This is a genomic window from Streptomyces sp. Q6, from assembly GCF_036967205.1.
In the GTDB taxonomy this organism is placed as follows: Bacteria; Actinomycetota; Actinomycetes; order Streptomycetales; family Streptomycetaceae; genus Streptomyces; species Streptomyces citrinus.
Map to the genome: position 1 here is coordinate 2,646,051 of NZ_CP146022.1, position 18,236 is coordinate 2,664,286.

An 18,236-nucleotide genomic window follows, 5' to 3' on the forward strand; every position below is an offset into this window, starting at 1 on the left:
GTCATGCGGTCAGTCATGCGGCGGGCAGTCCCGCCGTCAGCAGCTCGACGAAGCCGACGTCCTCGCGGGCCACACCGAACGCCTCGGCGCGCTGCAACGTCCGCTCGGCCCAGGCGCGGTGCGGCTTCACCTCGTTCATCTTGTTCGTGTACGCGGACCTGAGGACCCCGCCGCCGCCCCGCTCGGGCCGCAGGATGTCCGCCGCGTCGCTGTACTCCTCGTGGCTGACGACGGACAGCGCGTGGACGGGCAGTACGTGCGAGGGGTGGATGCAGGTCTTGCCGAGCAGGCCGTTGGCCCGGTCCAGCTCGATCTCGCGCAGCAGGCCGTCCAGATCGTGCTCGATGAGTGCCTGGCGCAACGGTTCGGCGCCCTCTTCGAGGAAGGGGCTGCGCCGTAGTTGCGGCTTGAACATCCGCTCCTGATGGCGGAAGTACTCCCAGACCGGGCCGGTCACCGTGAAGCCGGTGCCGTCGGCCCTCCCGAGGAGATTGACCACTTCACCGATGACGGAGGCCACGATCTGGACGTCGTACGCCGTCATGTCCGGGGGTCTGCGCAGTCCGTACGCGGAGCAGAAGTCGGTGACGCCGAGGCGCAGCGCGAGGACGCGGTCGCGGTACTTGTCGACGGTGCGGGATATCCCGGCGAGGGTCTCGGTGCGCGTCTCCAGGTGGAGCAGCTCGGGCGACTCCAGGACCGGCATGGCGAAAAGCCGCCGCCCCGTGGCCGCCTCGGCCGCGGTCAGGGCCTCCAGGAACGGAACGCCCCGCTCCTCGGTGAACTTCGGCAGAACGAATCCGGACAGCAGTTCCACGGCGGGGCCGAGACGGCGTACGAGATCGGCTATCTGGTCGGGCGTCCGGACGCGGATGAACAGCAGGGGCGGCTCGACCCCGGGCCGCCCGTGGAGGTCGGCGAACTGTCGCACCAGGTTGTCCTCGGCCCCGGACACCTCCGCGTCGTCGATCGAGTCCTCCAGGCACAGGACCATGGAGACGACGCCGCGGCCGGCCTGCTTGAGGACGTCGTCGGCGAGGGACGGCCGGGTTGCGGGGCTGTAGAGCGTGGCGCCGAGCGCCGCCGCGAGCATGCGGGGCGCGGAGTCCGCGGTGAAGGCCGTCGGCTCCTGATGGAACAGACGTTCCCGCACCGCAGGGGCGATGTGCCCGAAATGACGCATAAGTCTCCCCCGTGGTGCCTGGCCGTTCGACGTGATGTGGCCGGTAATAGTACGTACAAACCTGTGTCAAGAGTTCCCGGCTGCAATGAAATTCTGGTAACCCATGCATGTCGGGCGGTGTGTTCCGGGCCCGCGCGAGGCCGACGATCTCGGCACCCCACGTTGTCCCGGCGCTGAGCGGGAAGGCAGGATGACCGCATGACGCACGCGATGCTCAAGGGGGCGAACGTCCCGCTCGACGCCACGGCTGTGCGCGCCGTGCTCCGCTGGTCCCCGGGGCAGGGCGTGCCGGACGTGGACGCCTCGGCGCTCCTGCTCGGCCCGGACGGACGGGTCCGCTCGGACGAGGACTTCGTCTTCTACAACCAGCCGCGACACCCTTCGGGGAAGGTCTGGCGGCTCGGCAAGAAGCGGGTTCCCGAGGGCCTGACCGACACCGTGCAGGCGGACCTCTCCGGCATCGCGCCCGAGGTCTCCCGGGTACTCCTGGTCGCCTCCGCCGACGACATCACGTTCGAGAACGTCCCGGCGCTGCGCATGTTCGTCTACGACGCCGCCTCCGACGGCTCGGAACCGGTGGCGCACTTCGACATCAAGCCGGAGACCGGCGCCGAGACCGCGCTGATCTGCGGCGAGCTGTACCGGCGCGGTGACGGCTGGCGGCTGCGCGCGGTCGGCGAGGGCTATTCGAACGGTCTGGTGGGCCTCGCGACGGACTTCGGCATCTCGGTCGACGAGTCCGCCGAACCGGCCACGGCCGAGCCCGCGCCCGCCCCGCAGCCCGCCGCCCCGTCCTTCCCGCTGCCGCCCCAGCAGCCTCCTGGCTACGGCTACCCGCCGACCCCGGCCACCCAGCCCGCCCCGCCGTCGCAGCCCGCCTACGGCTACCCGCAGCCGGTGGCGGCGGTGGCCGTGCCGGATCCGGCCTTCCGGCTCCCGCCGCAGGGTCCGCAGTTCATCGGCCGGTGAGCGCGGCGGGCTAACGGCCTGCCACCTTCGACTTGTAGCCGCGGCCCCACTGGAGCCCCCACCCGTACAGGCGGTCCAGCTCGGCCTGGAACCCGTACACGAACTTCACCTCGCGCCGCACGACCAGATCGCCCTTGACGTTCTCGATGGAGATGACGGCGCACGAGCGGGCCTGCGGCGCCCGCTCGTCAAGGTGGATCTCGATCCGCGGCCCGTTGCTCGGGTACAGCGTCACCACCGCGTGCGTACGGTCGAACGCCGGCGTCTGGTCGTAGATGTAGACGAACACCAGTAGTCGCTTGATGGCGTCGCGGTGATCGAGATTGACGTAGATGGTCTCACCGGACGCCGAGCCGAACCGGTCGTCCCCGCTGAGCTTCACGTACGGCGGCTCGTTGAGCGCCCCGAAGAGACTGCCCAGCGGCTGCACGACCCCCTTCTCGCCGTCGACCAGCTCGTACAGGCAGCCGAGGTCCAGGTCGACGTTGACCATGGACTGGGTGTGCGCCTGGACGACGTCGGGCTTGAACATGCTGAACGGGTGCCGCAGCAGGCTGTTCTTCTCCGGCCCGCCGATGTCCGAGGTCCGCATCCGCCAGGAGAGGTTGACCCGCAGATTGCCGGTGGCCGCGCCCTGCTTCGAGAGCGAGACGACCGGGTGCCGCTTGGTCAGCTCGATGGTGTTGGTCGCCGCCGTGCCCGAATCGAACTCGAACTGCGCGGAACCCCCGCGCCAAAGCCTGTCCCAGAAGGACATTCCGCCCCCAAATGCCGTGCCGTACGTGCATGTCTGCGTACATGCCGACGGGGCGGCCGCGGAGGACTCGTCCTCGTACGACCGCCCCGTTCACAGGGTTCCAGTAATGCCCCCGGGGTCAAACCCCGGACGAGACCTCAGTCTTGTCCGGGCTCCCGGAGTTTCCCTCCTCGGCCGCGATCCGCTTGTTGCGGCGCACCGAGGACAGGAACGACCAGGCGATGAGGACGACGCCGACCAGGCCGGTGATGACCTCGTTGATCTCGTACTGGATGGTCACCAGGAGGATCACGGCGAGCGCGCCGATCGCGTAGTGCGCGCCGTGCTCCAGGTACACGTAGTCGTCCAGCGTGCCCTGGCGGACCAGGTAGACCGTGAGCGACCGGACGTACATGGCGCCGATGCCGAGGCCGAGCGCCATCAGGACGATGTCGTTCGTGATCGCGAAGGCGCCGATGACACCGTCGAACGAGAACGACGCGTCCAGGACCTCGAGGTAGAGGAACATGAAGAACGCGGCCTTGCCGGCCATCAGGACCGCCGACTGCGGCTTGCCCTCGCGCTTGGCCTTCTCCTCGGCCTCGTGCTCGCGCTCCTCCTCTTCCTCGAGCCGGTTCTCGAAGAAGCTGGAGAGCCCGCCGACGATGAGGTACGTGATCAGACCCGCGACTCCGGCCAGCAGCACCGTCGCCTGCTTGTCGACGTGCGCGCCGCCGTGCTGGTGCGCGTTGACCGCGACGGTCATGGAGGCGACGAGGAGCAGGATCAGGGCGATGCAGACCGACAGCATGTCGACCTTGCCGAGCTTGGCGAGCGGCCGCTCGATCCAGCGCAGCCACTGGATGTCGCGCTCCTCGAAGATGAAGTCGAGGAAGATCATCATCAGGAACATGCCACCGAACGCGGCGATGGACGGGTGCGCGTCCGTCACCAGCTGCTGGTAGCGGTCGGGCTGGTTGAACGCCAGGTCGACGGCCTCGACCGGGCCCATCTTGGCGCTGATCGCGACGATCACGACCGGGAAGACCAGGCGCATGCCGAAGACGGCGATCAGCACACCGATCGTGAGGAAGATCTTCTGCCAGAAGGCACTCATCTTCTTCAGGATTCCGGCGTTGACGACCGCGTTGTCGAAGGACAGCGAGATCTCGAGGATGGCGAGGATCGCCACGACCCCGAAGGCTTCCCATCCGTCGTAGAACACCGCCGCGATCAAACCGAGCACGGTGATCGCGAACGACCAGCCGAAGGTTTTCAGAACCACTGGCTACCCCATCATGTGTACGGGTTTCCCCGTGCTGGTTGTACGGGGCTCCCCCGCTCCGTGCACGGCTTTAGCAACGCTTTATGAAACGTTGACTCCGAAGTCTAGAGCGATGCCCCGAAGCCCGGACGCGTACCCCTGGCCGACCGCACGGAACTTCCACTCCCCGCCGTACCGGTAGACCTCACCGAAGATCATGGCGGTTTCGGTGGAGGCGTCCTCGGACAGGTCGTAGCGCGCGAGCTCCTGGCCGTCCGCCTGGTTCACGACGCGGATGAACGCGTTGCTGACCTGGCCGAACGTCTGCCCTCGGTTGTCGGCGTCGTGGATCGACACCGGGAAGATGATCTTGTCGCAGGTGGCCGGCACCTTGGAGAGGTCGATCAGGATCGACTCGTCGTCGCCCTCGCCCTCACCCGTGAGGTTGTCCCCGGTGTGTTCGACGGAGCCGTCGGGGCTCTTCAGCTGGTTGTAGAAGATGAACCACTCGTCGCCCATGACCCGGCCGCCGCTGCACAGCAGCGCGCTGGCGTCGAGGTCGAAGTCGGCGCCGGTGGTCGAGCGCGCGTCCCAGCCGAGCCCGACGAGAATCTGTGTGAGGTTCGGTGCGGCCTTGGAGAGGGAGACATTGCCTCCCTTGGCGAGCGTGACGCCCATGATCCTGGTCCTCCCCGGTGTAAGGCGGTGCGGTGTCGAGCGCGTCCGGCGCCGCACTGGAGAAGTGCGGCGCCGGACGGTTGAGCGTGGTGGTGCGCTTCGGCTCAGACGTTGACGCCGAAGTCCTGCGCGATGCCGCGCAGACCCGAGGCGTAGCCCTGGCCGACGGCGCGGAACTTCCACTCCGCCCCGTTCCGGTACAGCTCACCGAAGACCATGGCGGTCTCGGTGGAGGCGTCCTCGGACAGGTCGTAACGGGCGATCTCCGCGCCGCCCGTCTGGTTCACGACGCGGATGAACGCGTTGCGCACCTGACCGAAGGACTGCTGGCGGTTCTCGGCGTCGTAGATCGAGACCGGGAACACGATCTTGTCGACATCGGCCGGGACCGTCGCGAGGTTGACCTTGACCTGCTCGTCGTCGCCCTCGCCCTCACCGGTGGTGTTGTCGCCGGTGTGCTCGACCGATCCGTCCGCGCTCTTCAGGTTGTTGAAGAACACGAAGTCCTGGTCGTTGCGGACCTTGCCCTCGGCGTTCGTGAGGATGGCGCTGGCATCGAGGTCGAAGTCCGTACCTGTGGTGGTACGAACGTCCCAACCCAGGCCCACGACGACCGCCGTGAGGCCCGGGGCCTCCTTGCTCAGCGATACGTTGCCGCCCTTGCTGAGGCTGACTCCCACGAGTCCTCCCTTGGTCTTGAGGGGCGGGGAGCCCCGTAGTGCGTCTGGCATCGGATCAACGTCTGGATCCTAGTGACGGGTTCCCGCCCCCGGCGAGGCTTCTTACAGGGTGTCGAGATACCGGTCGTCGACTCGCGGGTCGACCTACATCGACCTGCGTCGACCTACAGGGTGTCGATCGCCTTGATGTACTCGTTCAGGTCACGGGCGTCCGGCAGGGCGTTGACGACCGTCCAGCGGACGACGCCCTCCTTGTCGATGATGAAGGTGCCGCGCACCGCGCACCCCTTCTCCTCGTCGAAGACGCCGTACGCGCGCGAGGCCTCGCCGTGCGGCCAGAAGTCGCTCAGGAGCGGGTACTCCAGGCCCTCCTGCTCGGCGAAGACGCGGAGCGAGAACGGGGAGTCGTTCGAGACGGCGAGCAGCTGCACGTCGTCGTTGACGAACTTCGGCAGCTCGTCGCGCAGGGCGCAGAGCTCACCGGTGCACACCCCGGTGAAAGCGAACGGGTAGAAGAGCAGCACCACGTTCTTCTCGCCGCGGAAGTCCGAGAGCTTCACGGTTTCCCCGTGCTGATTCTTGAGCTCGAACTCCGGAGCCTTGGTGCCGACCTCGATCGCCATGGTGAAGCTTCCCTTCGATGGAGCTGTTCGGGTGGCTTCAGCCTAGTTGGCGGGGTCTGGAAGCTGTTGCGCAGGTGCCGGTGCGCCCGAGGACGCAGGGACCGGCCGGAGCCGGTCCAGCACGGCCGAGCGCGGCCCGCGGGGCGGCCGCAGACGCGCAGGCCCCTGTGGGCACGCCGAGGCGCGCCCACAGGGGCCTTGTCACTTCACTTCGGATCCCGGTCGGCCGGGACGGCTGCTACCGCTTCTTCGCCGCCGTCTTGGGGGTCACCAGCCTGCTCCCGGTCCAGTCCTTGCCCACACTGACGCCCTTGGTCTGCGAGAGACCGGCGGTGGTGGCGGCCTCCCCGATCTCGCTGGGCTCGACGTACCCGTCACGCCCGGTCTTCGGCGTCAGGAGCAGGATGTAACCGCCCTCTTCGATGTACGTGGTGGTGTCCACCAGCGCATCAGTAAGGTCCCCGTCGTCCTCACGGAACCAGAGCACCACGGCATCAGCCACGTCGTCATAGTCCTCGTCGACGAGCTCGGCGCCGATGGCGGTCTCAATGACCTCACGGAGCTCCTGATCGACGTCCTCGTCGTAGCCGATCTCCTGGACCACCATGTCGGTCTGGAAACCCAGCCTTACGGCAAGGTTCGTCTCCGCGTGGTCCGCGGTCGCGCTCACGGATTGCCTCCTGATCATGTTTACGAAGTTGTCTTCAGCATCGCGCACGCGCGAAGCGTTGGCCGTAGTCCACACGTGCGCGACGGATCGCGCAAGTACCCGGCCGCCGAGACCGCCGAAACGGTGACGTTCCGGGCCGTGTCACCGCAACTCCTGTCAAGGATTCCCGCAGGTCGGTGATGTACGCCACAGCATTCTGCCGGGTTTGCCCGCACTGCCTGGCCACCCAGCGTGACCAGGGCCGAACGGCCCCACGAAACAGATTTACGAATGGGGCGTACCGTTGCGATCTGTTCGTACCCGCACCCGGGTCGCGCCCCCGACGTTCGGTTTACCTCTCGGTAGAGATGACGATTCCGATTTCGAGGTACACGATGGACATCGGCGTACCCGACAGTGGAACAGTGGCATCACCGACAGTGAAGGAACAGCGTGGCTTCCGGATCCGATCGCAACCCGATCATCATTGGCGGTCTTCCCAGCCAGGTCCCGGACTTCGATCCCGAAGAGACCCAGGAGTGGCTCGACTCCCTTGACGCCGCAGTCGACGAACGCGGCCGCGAGCGGGCCCGCTACCTGATGCTCCGACTGATCGAGCGGGCCCGTGAGAAGCGCGTGGCCGTGCCCGAGATGCGCAGCACGGACTACATCAACACGATCGCCACCAAGGACGAGCCCTTCTTCCCCGGCAACGAGGAGATCGAGCGCAAGGTCCTCAACGCGACGCGTTGGAACGCCGCGGTGATGGTGTCCCGCGCCCAGCGCCCCGGCATCGGCGTCGGCGGTCACATCGCCACCTTCGCCTCCTCGGCGTCGCTGTACGACGTGGGCTTCAACCACTTCTTCCGCGGCAAGGACGAGGGCGACGGCGGCGACCAGATCTTCTTCCAGGGGCACGCCTCGCCGGGCATCTATGCCCGCGCCTATCTCCTGGACCGCCTCACCGAGGACCAGCTGGACGCCTTCCGGCAGGAGAAGTCGAAGGCGCCCAACGGCCTCTCCTCGTACCCGCATCCGCGCCTCATGCCGGACTTCTGGGAGTTCCCCACCGTCTCCATGGGCCTCGGCCCGCTCGGCGCGATCTTCCAGGCCCGGATGAACCGCTACATGGAGGCCCGCGGCATCGCCGACACCTCCAAGTCGCAGGTGTGGGCCTTCCTCGGCGACGGCGAGATGGACGAGCCCGAGTCCCTCGGCCAGCTCTCCATCGCCGCCCGCGAGGGCCTCGACAACCTCACCTTCGTCGTCAACTGCAACCTGCAGCGGCTCGACGGCCCGGTGCGGGGCAACGGCAAGATCATCCAGGAGCTCGAGTCCCAGTTCCGCGGCGCCGGCTGGAACGTCATCAAGCTGGTCTGGGACCGGAGTTGGGACCCGCTGCTCGCGCAGGACCGCGACGGCGTGCTGGTCAACAAGCTCAACACGACGCCCGACGGCCAGTTCCAGACCTACGCGACCGAGCCCGGCTCGTACATCCGCGACCACTTCTTCGGCGACGACCACCGGCTGCGGGCCATGGTCGAGAACATGACCGACGACCAGATCCTGCACCTGGGCCGCGGCGGTCACGACCACAAGAAGATCTTCGCCGCGTTCACGGCCGCCAAGGAGCACAAGGGCCAGCCGACGGTCATCCTGGCGCAGACGGTCAAGGGCTGGACGCTCGGCCCGAACTTCGAGGGCCGCAACGCCACGCACCAGATGAAGAAGCTGACCGTCGACGACCTCAAGGGCTTCCGCGACAGGCTGCACATTCCCATCACCGACGCGCAGCTGGAGTCCGGCGCCCCGCCGTACTACCACCCGGGCCGGGACTCGGAGGAGATCCAGTACATGCACGACCGCCGCAAGGCGCTGGGCGGGTATGTCCCGACCCGGGTCGTGCGGGCGAAGCCGCTTCAGCTCCCGGACGACAAGGCGTACGCGAGCGTGAAGAAGGGCTCGGGTCAGCAGTCGATCGCCACCACTATGGCCTTCGTCCGGCTCCTCAAGGACCTGATGCGGGACAAGGAGATCGGCCGACGCTTCGTGCTGATCGCGCCCGACGAGTACCGCACCTTCGGCATGGACTCTTTCTTCCCGAGCGCAAAGATCTACAACCCGCTCGGCCAGCAGTACGAGTCCGTCGACCGTGACCTCCTGCTCGCCTACAAGGAGTCGCCGACCGGCCAGATGCTGCACGACGGCATCTCCGAGGCGGGCTGCACCGCCTCGCTGATCGCCGCCGGCTCGGCCTACGCGACCCACGGCGAACCGCTGATCCCGGTCTACGTCTTCTACTCGATGTTCGGATTCCAGCGCACCGGCGACCAGTTCTGGCAGATGGCCGACCAGCTGTCGCGCGGCTTCGTCCTCGGTGCGACCGCGGGCCGCACGACGCTCACCGGTGAGGGCCTCCAGCACGCCGACGGCCACTCGCAGCTGCTGGCCTCGACCAACCCGGCGGCGGTCTCCTACGACCCGGCGTACGGCTACGAGATCGCCCACATCGTCAAGGACGGTCTGCGCCGGATGTACGGCCCGGACAGCGAGGACGTCTTCTACTACCTCACCGTCTACAACGAGCCGATCCAGCACCCCGCGGAGCCGGCCGACGTCGACGTCGAGGGCATCCTCAAGGGCATCCACCGCGTCGGCACCGGGACTGCGGGCGCGATCCCCGCCCAGATCCTGGCATCGGGCGTGGCCGTCCCCTGGGCGATCGAGGCACAGCAGATCCTCGCGCAGGAGTGGAACGTGCGCGCCGACGTGTGGTCCGCGACCTCGTGGAACGAACTGCGCCGCGAGGCGGTGGACGTGGAGCGCCACAACTTGTTGCACCCAGAAGAGGAGCAGCGCACGCCCTACGTCACGCAGAAGCTGTCCGGCGCGCAGGGCCCGTTCGTGGCGGTGTCCGACTGGATGCGGTCGGTGCCCGACCAGATCTCGCGCTGGGTGCCCGGCACGTACCAGTCGCTCGGTGCGGACGGCTTCGGCTTCGCGGACACGCGGGGCGCCGCGCGCCGCTTCTTCCACATCGACGCGCAGTCGATCGTGGTCGCGGTGCTCACGGAGCTCGCGCGTGAGGGCAAGATCGACCGCTCGGTCCTGAAGCAGGCCATCGACCGCTACCAGCTGCTCGACGTCACAGCCGCCGACCCGGGCGCCGCCGGGGGCGACGCGTAGCGGGGGCTTGCCCAGCAGGTGTTCTCTCCGAGGGCGGCAGGACCAATGGTTCTGCCGCCCTTCGGCATTTCCTACGATGCGCGCATGAAGGAGCATCCGGCACAGACTCGTTGGGAGCGGCGCACGCAGCGTCCGCTGCTCGCCTTCGCCCTGGCCTTCGCCGTCGCCTACGCGGTCCCCATCGTGGAGCCGGACGCGTCGAGCGCGCTGATCGAGGCGTGCACGATCGTGGAGTGGGTGGTGTGGGGCGCGTTCGCCCTCGACTACATCGTCCGTCTGGTCCTGGCGCGGGACCGCTGGCACTTCGTACGCTCGCACCCGCTCGACCTCCTTGCCGTGGTGCTTCCGCTGGCGCAGCCCCTGCGGCTGCTGCGTGTGGTGTCGACACTGCTCCTGGTCGGCCGGCGGGCCCGGATGGCCGAGCAGATAAGGCTGACGACGTATGTCGCCGGCGCTGTGGTGGGCCTGTTGATGTTCGGCTCGCTGGCCGTCCTCTCGGTGGAGCGGGACTCACCGAACGGCAACATCAAGACGCTGGGCGACGCCGTGTGGTGGTCGTTCACCACGATGACGACGGTCGGCTACGGCGATCACGCGCCGACGACCGGTATGGGCCGCGTGCTCGCGGTCGGCTTGATGCTGTCCGGCATCGCACTGCTCGGTGTGGTCACCGCCAATATCGCGGCATGGTTCATCTCCCGGTTCGAGAAGGACGACGCGGAAGAGCGTCGGCAGACGGAGGCCATCGAGGCACTCGCACGGGAGGTACGGGCGCTGCGAGCTCAGGTCGCGGTGCTGTCGGGGCAGCCCGGATCCGCGGATGTGCCGACGACGACGTCCTTCACCGGTAAGGAAGCGACGTCACTCACCAGTAAGGAAGAAGGCGGCGTACCGCACCCGAGCGCCGGTGCGGTCGCGGACGGCCCCGGGAACTCGCCCGGGGCCGTGTGGAGTTGACCGCTCGGAACGGTCAGTCGCTCGCGCTCAGAACATGCCTCCCGCAATTGTGCCGGTCGACGAGACCAGCCAGATGATCGCGAGCAGCGTGTCGATCGCGCCGAGCACGACCGCTACCAGGGCCGGCACCGACTGGGTACCGGTCCAGCGTCGGCCCATGGACAACCAGCCGCAGACGACGGCGACCGGTCCCAGCACGATCTGGAGTACGAAGAATCCCGCGATCGCGCAGATGAGGCCGATGATTCCGAGTGTCGCGCGGTCCGGCCCGCTCCGTGAGCCGGTGCGGCCACGTGAACGGGGGTGCTTGCGCGTGGTGTGTCCGAAGCCCGCCATCATCACTCCCTGAGTTAGTCCGGACTCGGGCGTGCTTCGGGTACCCCACTTCGCGCGGTCTATCGCGCGGCGCTCCGCTGTCTCCGGCATCTCTCCCGGACGTCGCCGGCATCCCTCCCCGCCCGTGTCGTCCCTGTCATCTCTCCCAGACCTTGAACGCCCGTGTCCGGTAGGGCGATTCGGGCTCCCAGGTCCCGCTGCCGGGGTACGTCTGGAACTCTCCGGTCTCCGCGCACTCCGCGGACTGGTACGTGGTGACGGGTCGACCGGTGCGGTTGGCGAGCGACGCCGCGCTGCTCCCCTCCGGCAGCGCGACACAGCTCTCGATGTCGATCCCGCTCAACTCGTAGACGTGCCGGGCTCCTTTGAATCCGGTCTTGCTCCACAGGCACAGCTCCCCCGCCGCGCAGTCGCCGAGCGTCGGTGGCGCCGCCGCACGGGCCAGTCCGGGTGTGAGCGCCACGGCGGCGAGTGCGGCTGCGGCAATGGTGATGGGCATGGACGTACGCATGTGATTCAACCCCCGTGTCATATCGACCAGTTGCGGTCGCGACTGATCGCTTGCCAGACACTCTGGCCCGGAGGATTCGGTTCCGGGAAGGGCTGTCGACGGACGTCACCCGGATAAGCGAAAGCCCCCGGAGAGTTCCCCGGGGGCTTCCCCCACACGAACGGTTTCCGCGCCTTGTCACGACTGAAGGCGCTGCGTGCGGCGCCGTGAGCTGGGGCGTCGCGGGCGTGGTCCGTCCGTTCGCGTTACCCGCGTCAGATGTGCGCGGCGCCCGCTCCCGCCTCCGCGTTGTCCCCGCGCTTGGTCAGCATCGCGACCAGCACCGCGACGACGGCGACACCGGCGGCGACCAGGCAGGCCAGACTCATGCCGGAGATGAACGTGTCGTGCGCGACGCCCGTGATCGTCTGGGCGACCCCCGCCGGAGTGCCGGGCGGTACCGGGGCGACACCGACCTGGACGGCTTCCGCCGCCTGGTCCAGCTGGCCCGGGGTGAGCGGCGGGAGCTTGGCGTCCGCCCAGTTTCCCGCGAGGTCGCTGTCGACCTTCGACGCCATCACGGCACCGAGCACCGCGGTGCCGAGGCTGCCGCCGATCTGCATCGCGGCCTGCTGGAGACCGCCGGCGACGCCGGAGAGCTCCATCGGCGCGTTGCCCACGATGACCTCCGTGGCGCCCACCATCACAGGCGCGAGGCCGAGGCCGAGCAGGCCGAACCAGACGGACATGATGCCGCTGCCGGTGCCTGCCTCCAACGTGGACATGCCGTACATCGCGATGGCGGTGCACGCCATGCCGCCGGCGAGCGGGATGCGCGGACCCACCTTCGTGATCATGGCGCCTGCCAGCGGCGAGGCGACGATCATCATGCCGGTCAGCGGCAGCAGGTGCAGGCCGCTGTCGATGGGGCTCATGCCGTGCACGTTCTGCAGGTAGAAGGTGACGAAGAACAGACCGCCCATGAACGCGATGGCCATGAGAACCATCAGGACCACACCGGCCGACAGCGGCACGGAGCGGAAGAGGCCCAGCGGGATGAGCGGCTCCGCGACGCGGGTCTCCCACAGGGCGAACAGCGCGAAGCAGAGGACCGCGGCAGCCAGGAACGTCCAGGTGAGCCCGTCGCCCCAACCCCAGGTCGGGGCCTTGATGAGGGCCCAGACGAGGCAGAACATCGCGCCGGACAGCAGCACGATGCCGAGGATGTCGAAGGACCGCGGCGCGTTCTTGGCACGGTGGTCGAGAAGGATGACGAGCCCGAGGACGAGCGCGAGGACGCCGACAGGGACGTTGATGAAGAAGACGGACTGCCAGCTGACGTGCTCCACGAGCACACCACCGAGGATCGGACCGCCCGCGGTCGAGGCGCCGATCACCATGCCCCAGATCCCGATCGCCATGTTCAGCTTCTCGGCGGGGAAGGTGGCCCGCAGCAGACCGAGCGCGGCGGGCATCAGCAGCGCACCGAACAGGCCCTGGAAGACGCGGAAGGTGACGACGAAGGCGATGCTGTCGGACAGGCCGATGGCCCCCGAGGCTGCGGCGAAACCGACCACGCCGATGAGGAACGTCTGCCGGTGACCGAACCGGTCGCCGAGCTTGCCCGCGGTGATCAGCGTGACCGCGAGGGCGAGGAAGTAGCCGTTGGTGATCCACTGGACGTCGGCGAAGCTCGCACCGAGGTCCTTCTGAATGGCCGGGTTGGCGATGGCGACGATGGTGCCGTCGAGGGCCACCATCATGACGCCGATCGCGACGGAGAAGAGCGTCAACCAGGGGTGGCCGCGCAGCCCCTTGGCCGGTGCCGGGACGGGATCGGGCTCCGGAACCCGGTCCGTCTTGTCGACAGTGGTCTGACTAGTCATACGTTCGAGGCTAGTGACAGTCCCTGACAGTTGACAAAGCATTTCACAAGTCGGTAACTGTCACGTCGCTCACACTATGCTGAGCTGCACAAACACTGAGAAAGAGGACCATGTCGGCCCAACTCAACCTGCGGGAACTCAAGAAGCAGCGCACGCGAAGCGCTTTGCTGCGCGCGGCACTTGAGCTCTTCACCGTTCAGGGCTTCGAGCGGACGACGGTCGACGAGATCGCGGAGGCCTGCGAGGTCTCCCAGCGCACCTTCTTCCGGTACTTCGCGAACAAGGAGGAGGCGGCGTTCGCCGTTCAGGAGATGGTGGAGTCCCGCTTCGTCGCCGCGCTGCGGGAACGCCCGGCGGAGGAAGGCCCGTTCGAGGCGATGCGGCACACGGTCCTCGGCACCTGGGACGCCCTCAGCCGCTCCGTGGAGGAAGTCATTCCGGTCGAACTCCACATGCGCACCTACCAGATGATCGAGTCCACGCCCTCCCTCCTGGCCGCGCACCTGCGCCGCTCGATCGAGCTGGAGGAGGAGATCGCGCGGGTGATCGCCGAACGCGAGGGGCTCGACGTGGAGAGCGACCCGCGGCCGCGCGTGGCCGTCGCCGCGTTCAGCGGAGTGATGCGCATGACGGGGCGCCTGTGGGGTGCGGGCCAGGACGCGAGCGTCGACGCCCTTCGCGTCCTCACCGAGTCGTACCTCGATCACCTGAAGCCGTCCCTGGGTGAGCGATGGCGCGACGACAGGAAGTCACGCGCGTGACGGCGACCACGTGACCCCCGTCGCACGCCCGCGCACACAGGGCGCGTCACCTCTGTACGCAGGGTGAACCTCTGACCGCGATTGAGTCCGCTTTTACCCAAATACCCCGCGGAAAACGTGATCTGCCTCACCCGTGGCACGGAGTCCCACGCGCTTCTCCTAGGGTGTCCCGCAGTGACTTCCTTCGACTCCTCCCCTCAACTCAACGTCTGGCGCGCTCTGCTCGCGCTGGCCGTCGTGTTCGTCATGCTGGCGACCACCGGCTGGACCGCCGTGCGCCAGCACCGGGGCGTCACCTCGCCGCTCCGGACCGCGCTCACCGCCTGGGAGCACGGCCGCATACACGGACATGCACTGCCCGCGCCCGACGGCTCCCCCACCCGCCTCGCGCACTTCTTCTCCTCGCTGACGCAGCACGAACGCAATCGGCTCGCCGCCCGCTATCCGCTCGTGGTCGGCAACATGAACGGCGCACCTGTGGAACTGCGCTACCGGGCCAACCGCATCGCGCTCGACCAGGCCCGCAAGGTCGAGGCCGTACGCACCCATGACAACCGTCTGTCCGCGGTCGGCCACCATGACGCTCAGCAGCGGATGCAGCGCTTCGCACTTCTGTCGGGCCCCGACCGCCACATCCTCGCCTTCGACCCCATGGGCAACGGCAGGGTCGCCGAGGTCTTCGGCGACCTCGACAAGGCGCAGCGCGTCTCCGTCGTGGTGCCGGGCGTCGACACGAACGTGCTGACCTTCCAGCGCACATTCCGCAAGTACTCGGCACCCGTGGGCATGGCCCGCTCGCTGTACGCGGCCGAGCGCCAGACCAGCCCGCACGTCCGCACAGCGGTCATCGCGTGGGCCGACTACACGGCCCCGGCCGGCCTCGGCGTGGACGCCGCGACCGCGATGCGAGCGGACGACGGTGCGGTACGGCTCAACGCCATGCTGCGCGGCCTGCCCGGTAGCTCGTCCGTCGCCCTGTACTGCCACAGCTACGGCTCCGTGGTGTGCGGAGTCGCCGCCCACCATCTGCCGTCCCGGGTCAGCGACATCGCCGTGGCCGGCAGTCCGGGCATGCGGGCCGAGAGCGCTTCCGGCCTGGGTACCCACGCGCGCGTGTGGGCCACCCGGGACAAGGACGACTGGATCCAGGACGTGCCCTACATGGAGGTAGGGGGTCTCGGTCACGGGGCGGACCCGGTCTCCTCCGGGTTCGGTGCACGTGTGGTCTCCGCAGGAGACGCCAAGGGCCACACCGGTTACTTCGAGCCGGGGACGGAAAGCCTCGACAACTTCGCGGAGATCGGAACTGGCTCGTACCGATCGGTGAGTTGCGCCGACGCCCAGGACAGCTGCCGAGAGGGTTTTTCCGGCAGTGCCTCCGCCTGACGCGCGTAGAAAGCGGCGGAACAGTGGTGCGACGCAACAGGCGACGGAGGCGCGCGTGCCGCATACGATGAGCCGCATGGGTGACGTACTGGCCGGATTTCATGCCGCCTGGGAGTTCGAGTCCGACTCCGTGCTCATCCGCTTCGAACGGGGGATCCGCACGCCGAAGCTGCTTCAGGCGCTCGGCGAGCGCCGTGTCCCTCTGGAAGCGATCGCGGCGGTGACTCTGACTCCTGGCAAGCGCGGGACTGTCGTCCTGCATGCCGTTCCCCGACCGGGGGCCGATCCGCTCATGGACGCCGCCGCGGGGCAGCTCAAGGAGGGCTGCGATCCGTACCGGCTCGTCCTGCCCGCGGAGCGGGAGACGCTCGCCGAGTACTACGCGGACGAGCTGCGCGCGCAGCTCGTCGGCGACGAGGACACCCGGTCGGACCGTTATCTCGTAGCCGCGCCGAAGGCACCCCTCCACTTCAAGGCGTACGACGGCAAGGCATCCTTCGACGGCACCTCGGTGTCCTTCCGCTGGTTCTGGACGGGGGCGTCGTCGGCGAAGTGGAAGGCCGGGGACCAGACCTTCTCCGTCGGCGATCTGAGCGGCGTCGAGTGGCGCTCGCCCGAGCTGTTCGAAGGGCATCTGCGGCTGCTGTGCCGTGACGCCTCCGAGCAGCAGCGGGGCCCGGCGGACCAGGACCCGGCGGCGGTCGTCTTCGGGCTCGGCTACGGCCCGGTGCACGAGTCGTTGCCGTTCGCCGCGTCGGTCCTCGCGGCCACGCGGACCGCGGGGGTGCCGGCAGCGGTCGGGCCGGGTCACGTCGATCCGGCGCCGTCCGCCCGTCGGGACCCGGCGGACATCGCCGAGCGCATCCGCCACCTCGGCGAGCTCCACCAGGCCGGTCTGGTCACGGACGCGGAGTTCTCGACGAAGAAGGCCGAACTGCTCGCGGAGCTGTGACTCCGGAGCCGGGCGGGGGGCTTGTGATACCTGGGTATGAGATCCGGGTGAGCACCCCGGTATGACGGCATGGACCGGTGCTTCTGCCTAGGCTGAACCGGCCATGAGCACTGCGCCGAACTCTCCCGACCCGACGCCGCGCCCGCCGGACCACAGTTCCGGTCGCGCGGGCCCTCAGCGTGGGCGCGAGCGTTCGCGCCGAACCGTGCGGGGAGCGGGCGACCGGCTCGCATCGGCGGCGTCGATGCTCACCGCCGCCATCGACGGCGACCGGTCGGAGCCGTTGCTGGCCCGTGCTCCCCGGCGTTGGATGCGGCTCCTGCCCTATGTGATCGCCCTGGGATTCACGGCGGTCCTGATCCCGGTCACGACCCAGGTCCTGACGAACGACTACGGGGTCGGTGGCGGTCTCGCCGGTGCCATCGCCGTGGCCCAGGCCGCGCCCCTGCTGCTCGCGATCAGCCGCCCGCTGACCGCCTGGTGCATCATGATCACCGCCATGGTGCTGGGCACGATCCCCTTGTTCGACGGGGATGCGCACCGGGCGTCGCCGTGGACGCCGATGGTTGTCGTCGGGTACCTGGTGCTCTGTATCGCCCTGGCCCTGCGCGAGAGCCGGCGCAGACTCGTCGGCATCTGGCTGGCCACCGTCCTCGCCAGCATCGCCATGGGTCTCTTCCGCGACTCCACCAGTCAGGACACGGGAGTTCTGCTGATCGTGCTGAGCGGCGGAGTGCTGCTTCTCGGCGCCCTGCTGCGCGAGCGCGGGGAGACCCAGCGCAAGCTCGCCGAGCAGGAGACGATCAGTGAGGCCGAGCGGACCCGCCGCACTCTGCTGGAGGAACGCGCCAGGATCGCCCGCGAGTTGCACGACGTCGTGGCGCATCACATGTCGGTGATCACCGTGCAGGCGGATTCCGCGCCGTACCGCCTACAGGGGCTGCCGGGCGAGGTGCGGGAGGAGTTCGAGTCCATCGCCGCGGGCGCGCGCGAGTCGCTGACCGAGATGCGGCGCCTCCTGGCCGTGCTGCGCAGCGAGGAGGCGCAGGGCGATCTCGCACCCCAACCCGGTCTCGCGCACCTTCAGCAGCTGGTGGACGCGACGATACGGGGCGGAGTGCCGGCCGATCTGTCGCACCCGGAGCTGACCCTGATCGGTGAACTGGTCGATGTGCCCCCGGCGGTGGATCTCTCCGCCTACCGCATCGTGCAGGAGGCGCTGGCGAACGTCGTACGCCACGCACCGGGCGCACGGGCGGAGATCTCCATCGGCCTCGACGACGACGCCCTTCTGGTGATCGTGGTCAACGGACCGGCCAGGGAGCCGGTGTCCCCGCTCGAGACGGCGGGCACGGGACACGGGCTGGTGGGCATGAGCGAACGCGTACGGTTGGTCGGCGGCACGCTGGACGTGGGACCGCTTCCCGGCGGAGGCTTCCGCGTCGCAGCCCGGCTCCCGCTGACCGTGCCCGACTCCCCCACGGCGTAAGGAATGCGACA

The 18,236-nt window shown here is 68.4% G+C and carries 17 protein-coding genes; 7 read left to right on the forward strand and 10 right to left on the reverse strand.

Annotated elements, in window-relative coordinates; all coding sequences use genetic code 11:
• Positions 1-13: 13 nt before the first annotated feature.
• Positions 14-1,183: an HpcH/HpaI aldolase/citrate lyase family protein gene (locus V2W30_RS12375; RefSeq protein WP_338696122.1), complete on the reverse strand. Its 1,170-nt coding sequence runs from the start codon at positions 1,181-1,183 to the stop codon at positions 14-16.
• A 198-nt stretch (positions 1,184-1,381) separates the two neighbouring features.
• On the opposite strand from V2W30_RS12375, the gene V2W30_RS12380 reads away from it, so the two are divergent.
• Positions 1,382-2,152, forward strand: coding sequence for a TerD family protein (locus V2W30_RS12380; protein ID WP_338696124.1), 771 nt, complete (start codon positions 1,382-1,384; stop codon positions 2,150-2,152).
• A 10-nt stretch (positions 2,153-2,162) separates the two neighbouring features.
• On the opposite strand, the gene V2W30_RS12385 is transcribed toward V2W30_RS12380, so the two are convergent.
• The 6 genes from V2W30_RS12385 to V2W30_RS12410 all read right to left on the reverse strand — a co-directional run bounded on the left by V2W30_RS12385 (position 2,163) and on the right by V2W30_RS12410 (position 6,803).
• Positions 2,163-2,909, reverse strand: coding sequence for a Tellurium resistance (locus tag V2W30_RS12385; protein ID WP_338696125.1), 747 nt, complete (start codon positions 2,907-2,909; stop codon positions 2,163-2,165).
• 118 nt (positions 2,910-3,027) lie between these two features.
• The gene (locus tag V2W30_RS12390; protein WP_338696126.1) at positions 3,028-4,173 is read right to left on the reverse strand and encodes a DUF475 domain-containing protein; all 1,146 of its coding nucleotides are present in this window, start codon (positions 4,171-4,173) and stop codon (positions 3,028-3,030) included.
• A gap of 81 nt (positions 4,174-4,254) precedes the next feature.
• Positions 4,255-4,830 (reverse strand): TerD family protein, encoded by a 576-nt coding sequence (locus V2W30_RS12395; RefSeq protein ID WP_338696127.1) that lies wholly within the window; start codon positions 4,828-4,830, stop codon positions 4,255-4,257.
• 104 nt (positions 4,831-4,934) lie between these two features.
• The gene (locus V2W30_RS12400) at positions 4,935-5,510 is read right to left on the reverse strand and encodes a TerD family protein (protein ID WP_338696128.1); all 576 of its coding nucleotides are present in this window, start codon (positions 5,508-5,510) and stop codon (positions 4,935-4,937) included.
• 164 nt (positions 5,511-5,674) lie between these two features.
• On the reverse strand, positions 5,675-6,133 hold the full coding sequence (locus V2W30_RS12405) for a peroxiredoxin (protein ID WP_338696129.1): 459 nt from the start codon (positions 6,131-6,133) through the stop codon (positions 5,675-5,677).
• Between the two features lie 238 nt (positions 6,134-6,371).
• Positions 6,372-6,803: a DUF3052 domain-containing protein gene (locus V2W30_RS12410; RefSeq protein ID WP_338696130.1), complete on the reverse strand. Its 432-nt coding sequence runs from the start codon at positions 6,801-6,803 to the stop codon at positions 6,372-6,374.
• A gap of 432 nt (positions 6,804-7,235) precedes the next feature.
• Here V2W30_RS12410 and aceE point away from each other — a divergent pair, with 432 nt between their 5' ends.
• Together aceE and V2W30_RS12420 are read left to right on the forward strand one after the other, a co-directional pair.
• The gene (gene aceE, locus V2W30_RS12415) at positions 7,236-9,968 is read left to right on the forward strand and encodes a pyruvate dehydrogenase (acetyl-transferring), homodimeric type (protein WP_338696131.1); all 2,733 of its coding nucleotides are present in this window, start codon (positions 7,236-7,238) and stop codon (positions 9,966-9,968) included.
• An 84-nt stretch (positions 9,969-10,052) separates the two neighbouring features.
• On the forward strand, positions 10,053-10,925 hold the full coding sequence (locus V2W30_RS12420) for a potassium channel family protein (RefSeq protein ID WP_338696132.1): 873 nt from the start codon (positions 10,053-10,055) through the stop codon (positions 10,923-10,925).
• A 27-nt stretch (positions 10,926-10,952) separates the two neighbouring features.
• Here V2W30_RS12420 and V2W30_RS12425 read toward each other — a convergent pair whose 3' ends face one another.
• The 3 genes from V2W30_RS12425 to V2W30_RS12435 form a co-directional block, all read right to left on the reverse strand.
• The gene (locus V2W30_RS12425) at positions 10,953-11,261 is read right to left on the reverse strand and encodes a small hydrophobic protein (RefSeq protein WP_338703578.1); all 309 of its coding nucleotides are present in this window, start codon (positions 11,259-11,261) and stop codon (positions 10,953-10,955) included.
• A 136-nt stretch (positions 11,262-11,397) separates the two neighbouring features.
• On the reverse strand, positions 11,398-11,772 hold the full coding sequence (locus V2W30_RS12430; protein ID WP_338696133.1) for a peptidase inhibitor family I36 protein: 375 nt from the start codon (positions 11,770-11,772) through the stop codon (positions 11,398-11,400).
• A 254-nt stretch (positions 11,773-12,026) separates the two neighbouring features.
• Entirely contained in the window at positions 12,027-13,637 is a 1,611-nt protein-coding gene (locus V2W30_RS12435) for an MFS transporter (protein ID WP_338696134.1), read from the reverse strand.
• A gap of 110 nt (positions 13,638-13,747) precedes the next feature.
• On the opposite strand from V2W30_RS12435, the gene V2W30_RS12440 reads away from it, so the two are divergent.
• The 4 genes from V2W30_RS12440 (at position 13,748) to V2W30_RS12455 (ending at position 18,225) form a co-directional block, all read left to right on the forward strand.
• Positions 13,748-14,398: a TetR/AcrR family transcriptional regulator gene (locus V2W30_RS12440; protein ID WP_338696135.1), complete on the forward strand. Its 651-nt coding sequence runs from the start codon at positions 13,748-13,750 to the stop codon at positions 14,396-14,398.
• A gap of 174 nt (positions 14,399-14,572) precedes the next feature.
• Entirely contained in the window at positions 14,573-15,784 is a 1,212-nt protein-coding gene (locus tag V2W30_RS12445; RefSeq protein WP_338696136.1) for an alpha/beta hydrolase, read from the forward strand.
• Positions 15,785-15,860: 76 nt separating this feature from the next.
• Positions 15,861-16,736, forward strand: coding sequence for a DUF4429 domain-containing protein (locus tag V2W30_RS12450; protein ID WP_338696137.1), 876 nt, complete (start codon positions 15,861-15,863; stop codon positions 16,734-16,736).
• A gap of 103 nt (positions 16,737-16,839) precedes the next feature.
• A complete protein-coding gene (locus V2W30_RS12455; RefSeq protein ID WP_425244524.1) occupies positions 16,840-18,225 on the forward strand; it encodes a sensor histidine kinase in 1,386 nt (461 codons plus the stop codon).
• Positions 18,226-18,236: the final 11 nt, after the last annotated feature.

Bases quoted from the DNA above. Each gene is read 5' to 3' on its own strand.
- V2W30_RS12375 (WP_338696122.1), bottom strand. From the start codon at position 1,183: ATGCGTCATTTCGGGCACATCGCCCCTGCGGTGCGGGAACGTCTGTTC.
- V2W30_RS12380 (WP_338696124.1), top strand. From the start codon at position 1,382: ATGACGCACGCGATGCTCAAGGGGGCGAACGTCCCGCTCGACGCCACG.
- V2W30_RS12385 (WP_338696125.1), bottom strand. From the start codon at position 2,909: ATGTCCTTCTGGGACAGGCTTTGGCGCGGGGGTTCCGCGCAGTTCGAG.
- V2W30_RS12395 (WP_338696127.1), bottom strand. From the start codon at position 4,830: ATGGGCGTCACGCTCGCCAAGGGAGGCAATGTCTCCCTCTCCAAGGCC.
- V2W30_RS12405 (WP_338696129.1), bottom strand. From the start codon at position 6,133: ATGGCGATCGAGGTCGGCACCAAGGCTCCGGAGTTCGAGCTCAAGAAT.
- V2W30_RS12420 (WP_338696132.1), top strand. From the start codon at position 10,053: ATGAAGGAGCATCCGGCACAGACTCGTTGGGAGCGGCGCACGCAGCGT.
- V2W30_RS12425 (WP_338703578.1), bottom strand. From the start codon at position 11,261: ATGGCGGGCTTCGGACACACCACGCGCAAGCACCCCCGTTCACGTGGC.
- V2W30_RS12430 (WP_338696133.1), bottom strand. From the start codon at position 11,772: ATGCGTACGTCCATGCCCATCACCATTGCCGCAGCCGCACTCGCCGCC.
- V2W30_RS12435 (WP_338696134.1), bottom strand. From the start codon at position 13,637: ATGACTAGTCAGACCACTGTCGACAAGACGGACCGGGTTCCGGAGCCC.
- V2W30_RS12440 (WP_338696135.1), top strand. From the start codon at position 13,748: ATGTCGGCCCAACTCAACCTGCGGGAACTCAAGAAGCAGCGCACGCGA.
- V2W30_RS12450 (WP_338696137.1), top strand. From the start codon at position 15,861: ATGGGTGACGTACTGGCCGGATTTCATGCCGCCTGGGAGTTCGAGTCC.
- V2W30_RS12455 (WP_425244524.1), top strand. From the start codon at position 16,840: ATGAGCACTGCGCCGAACTCTCCCGACCCGACGCCGCGCCCGCCGGAC.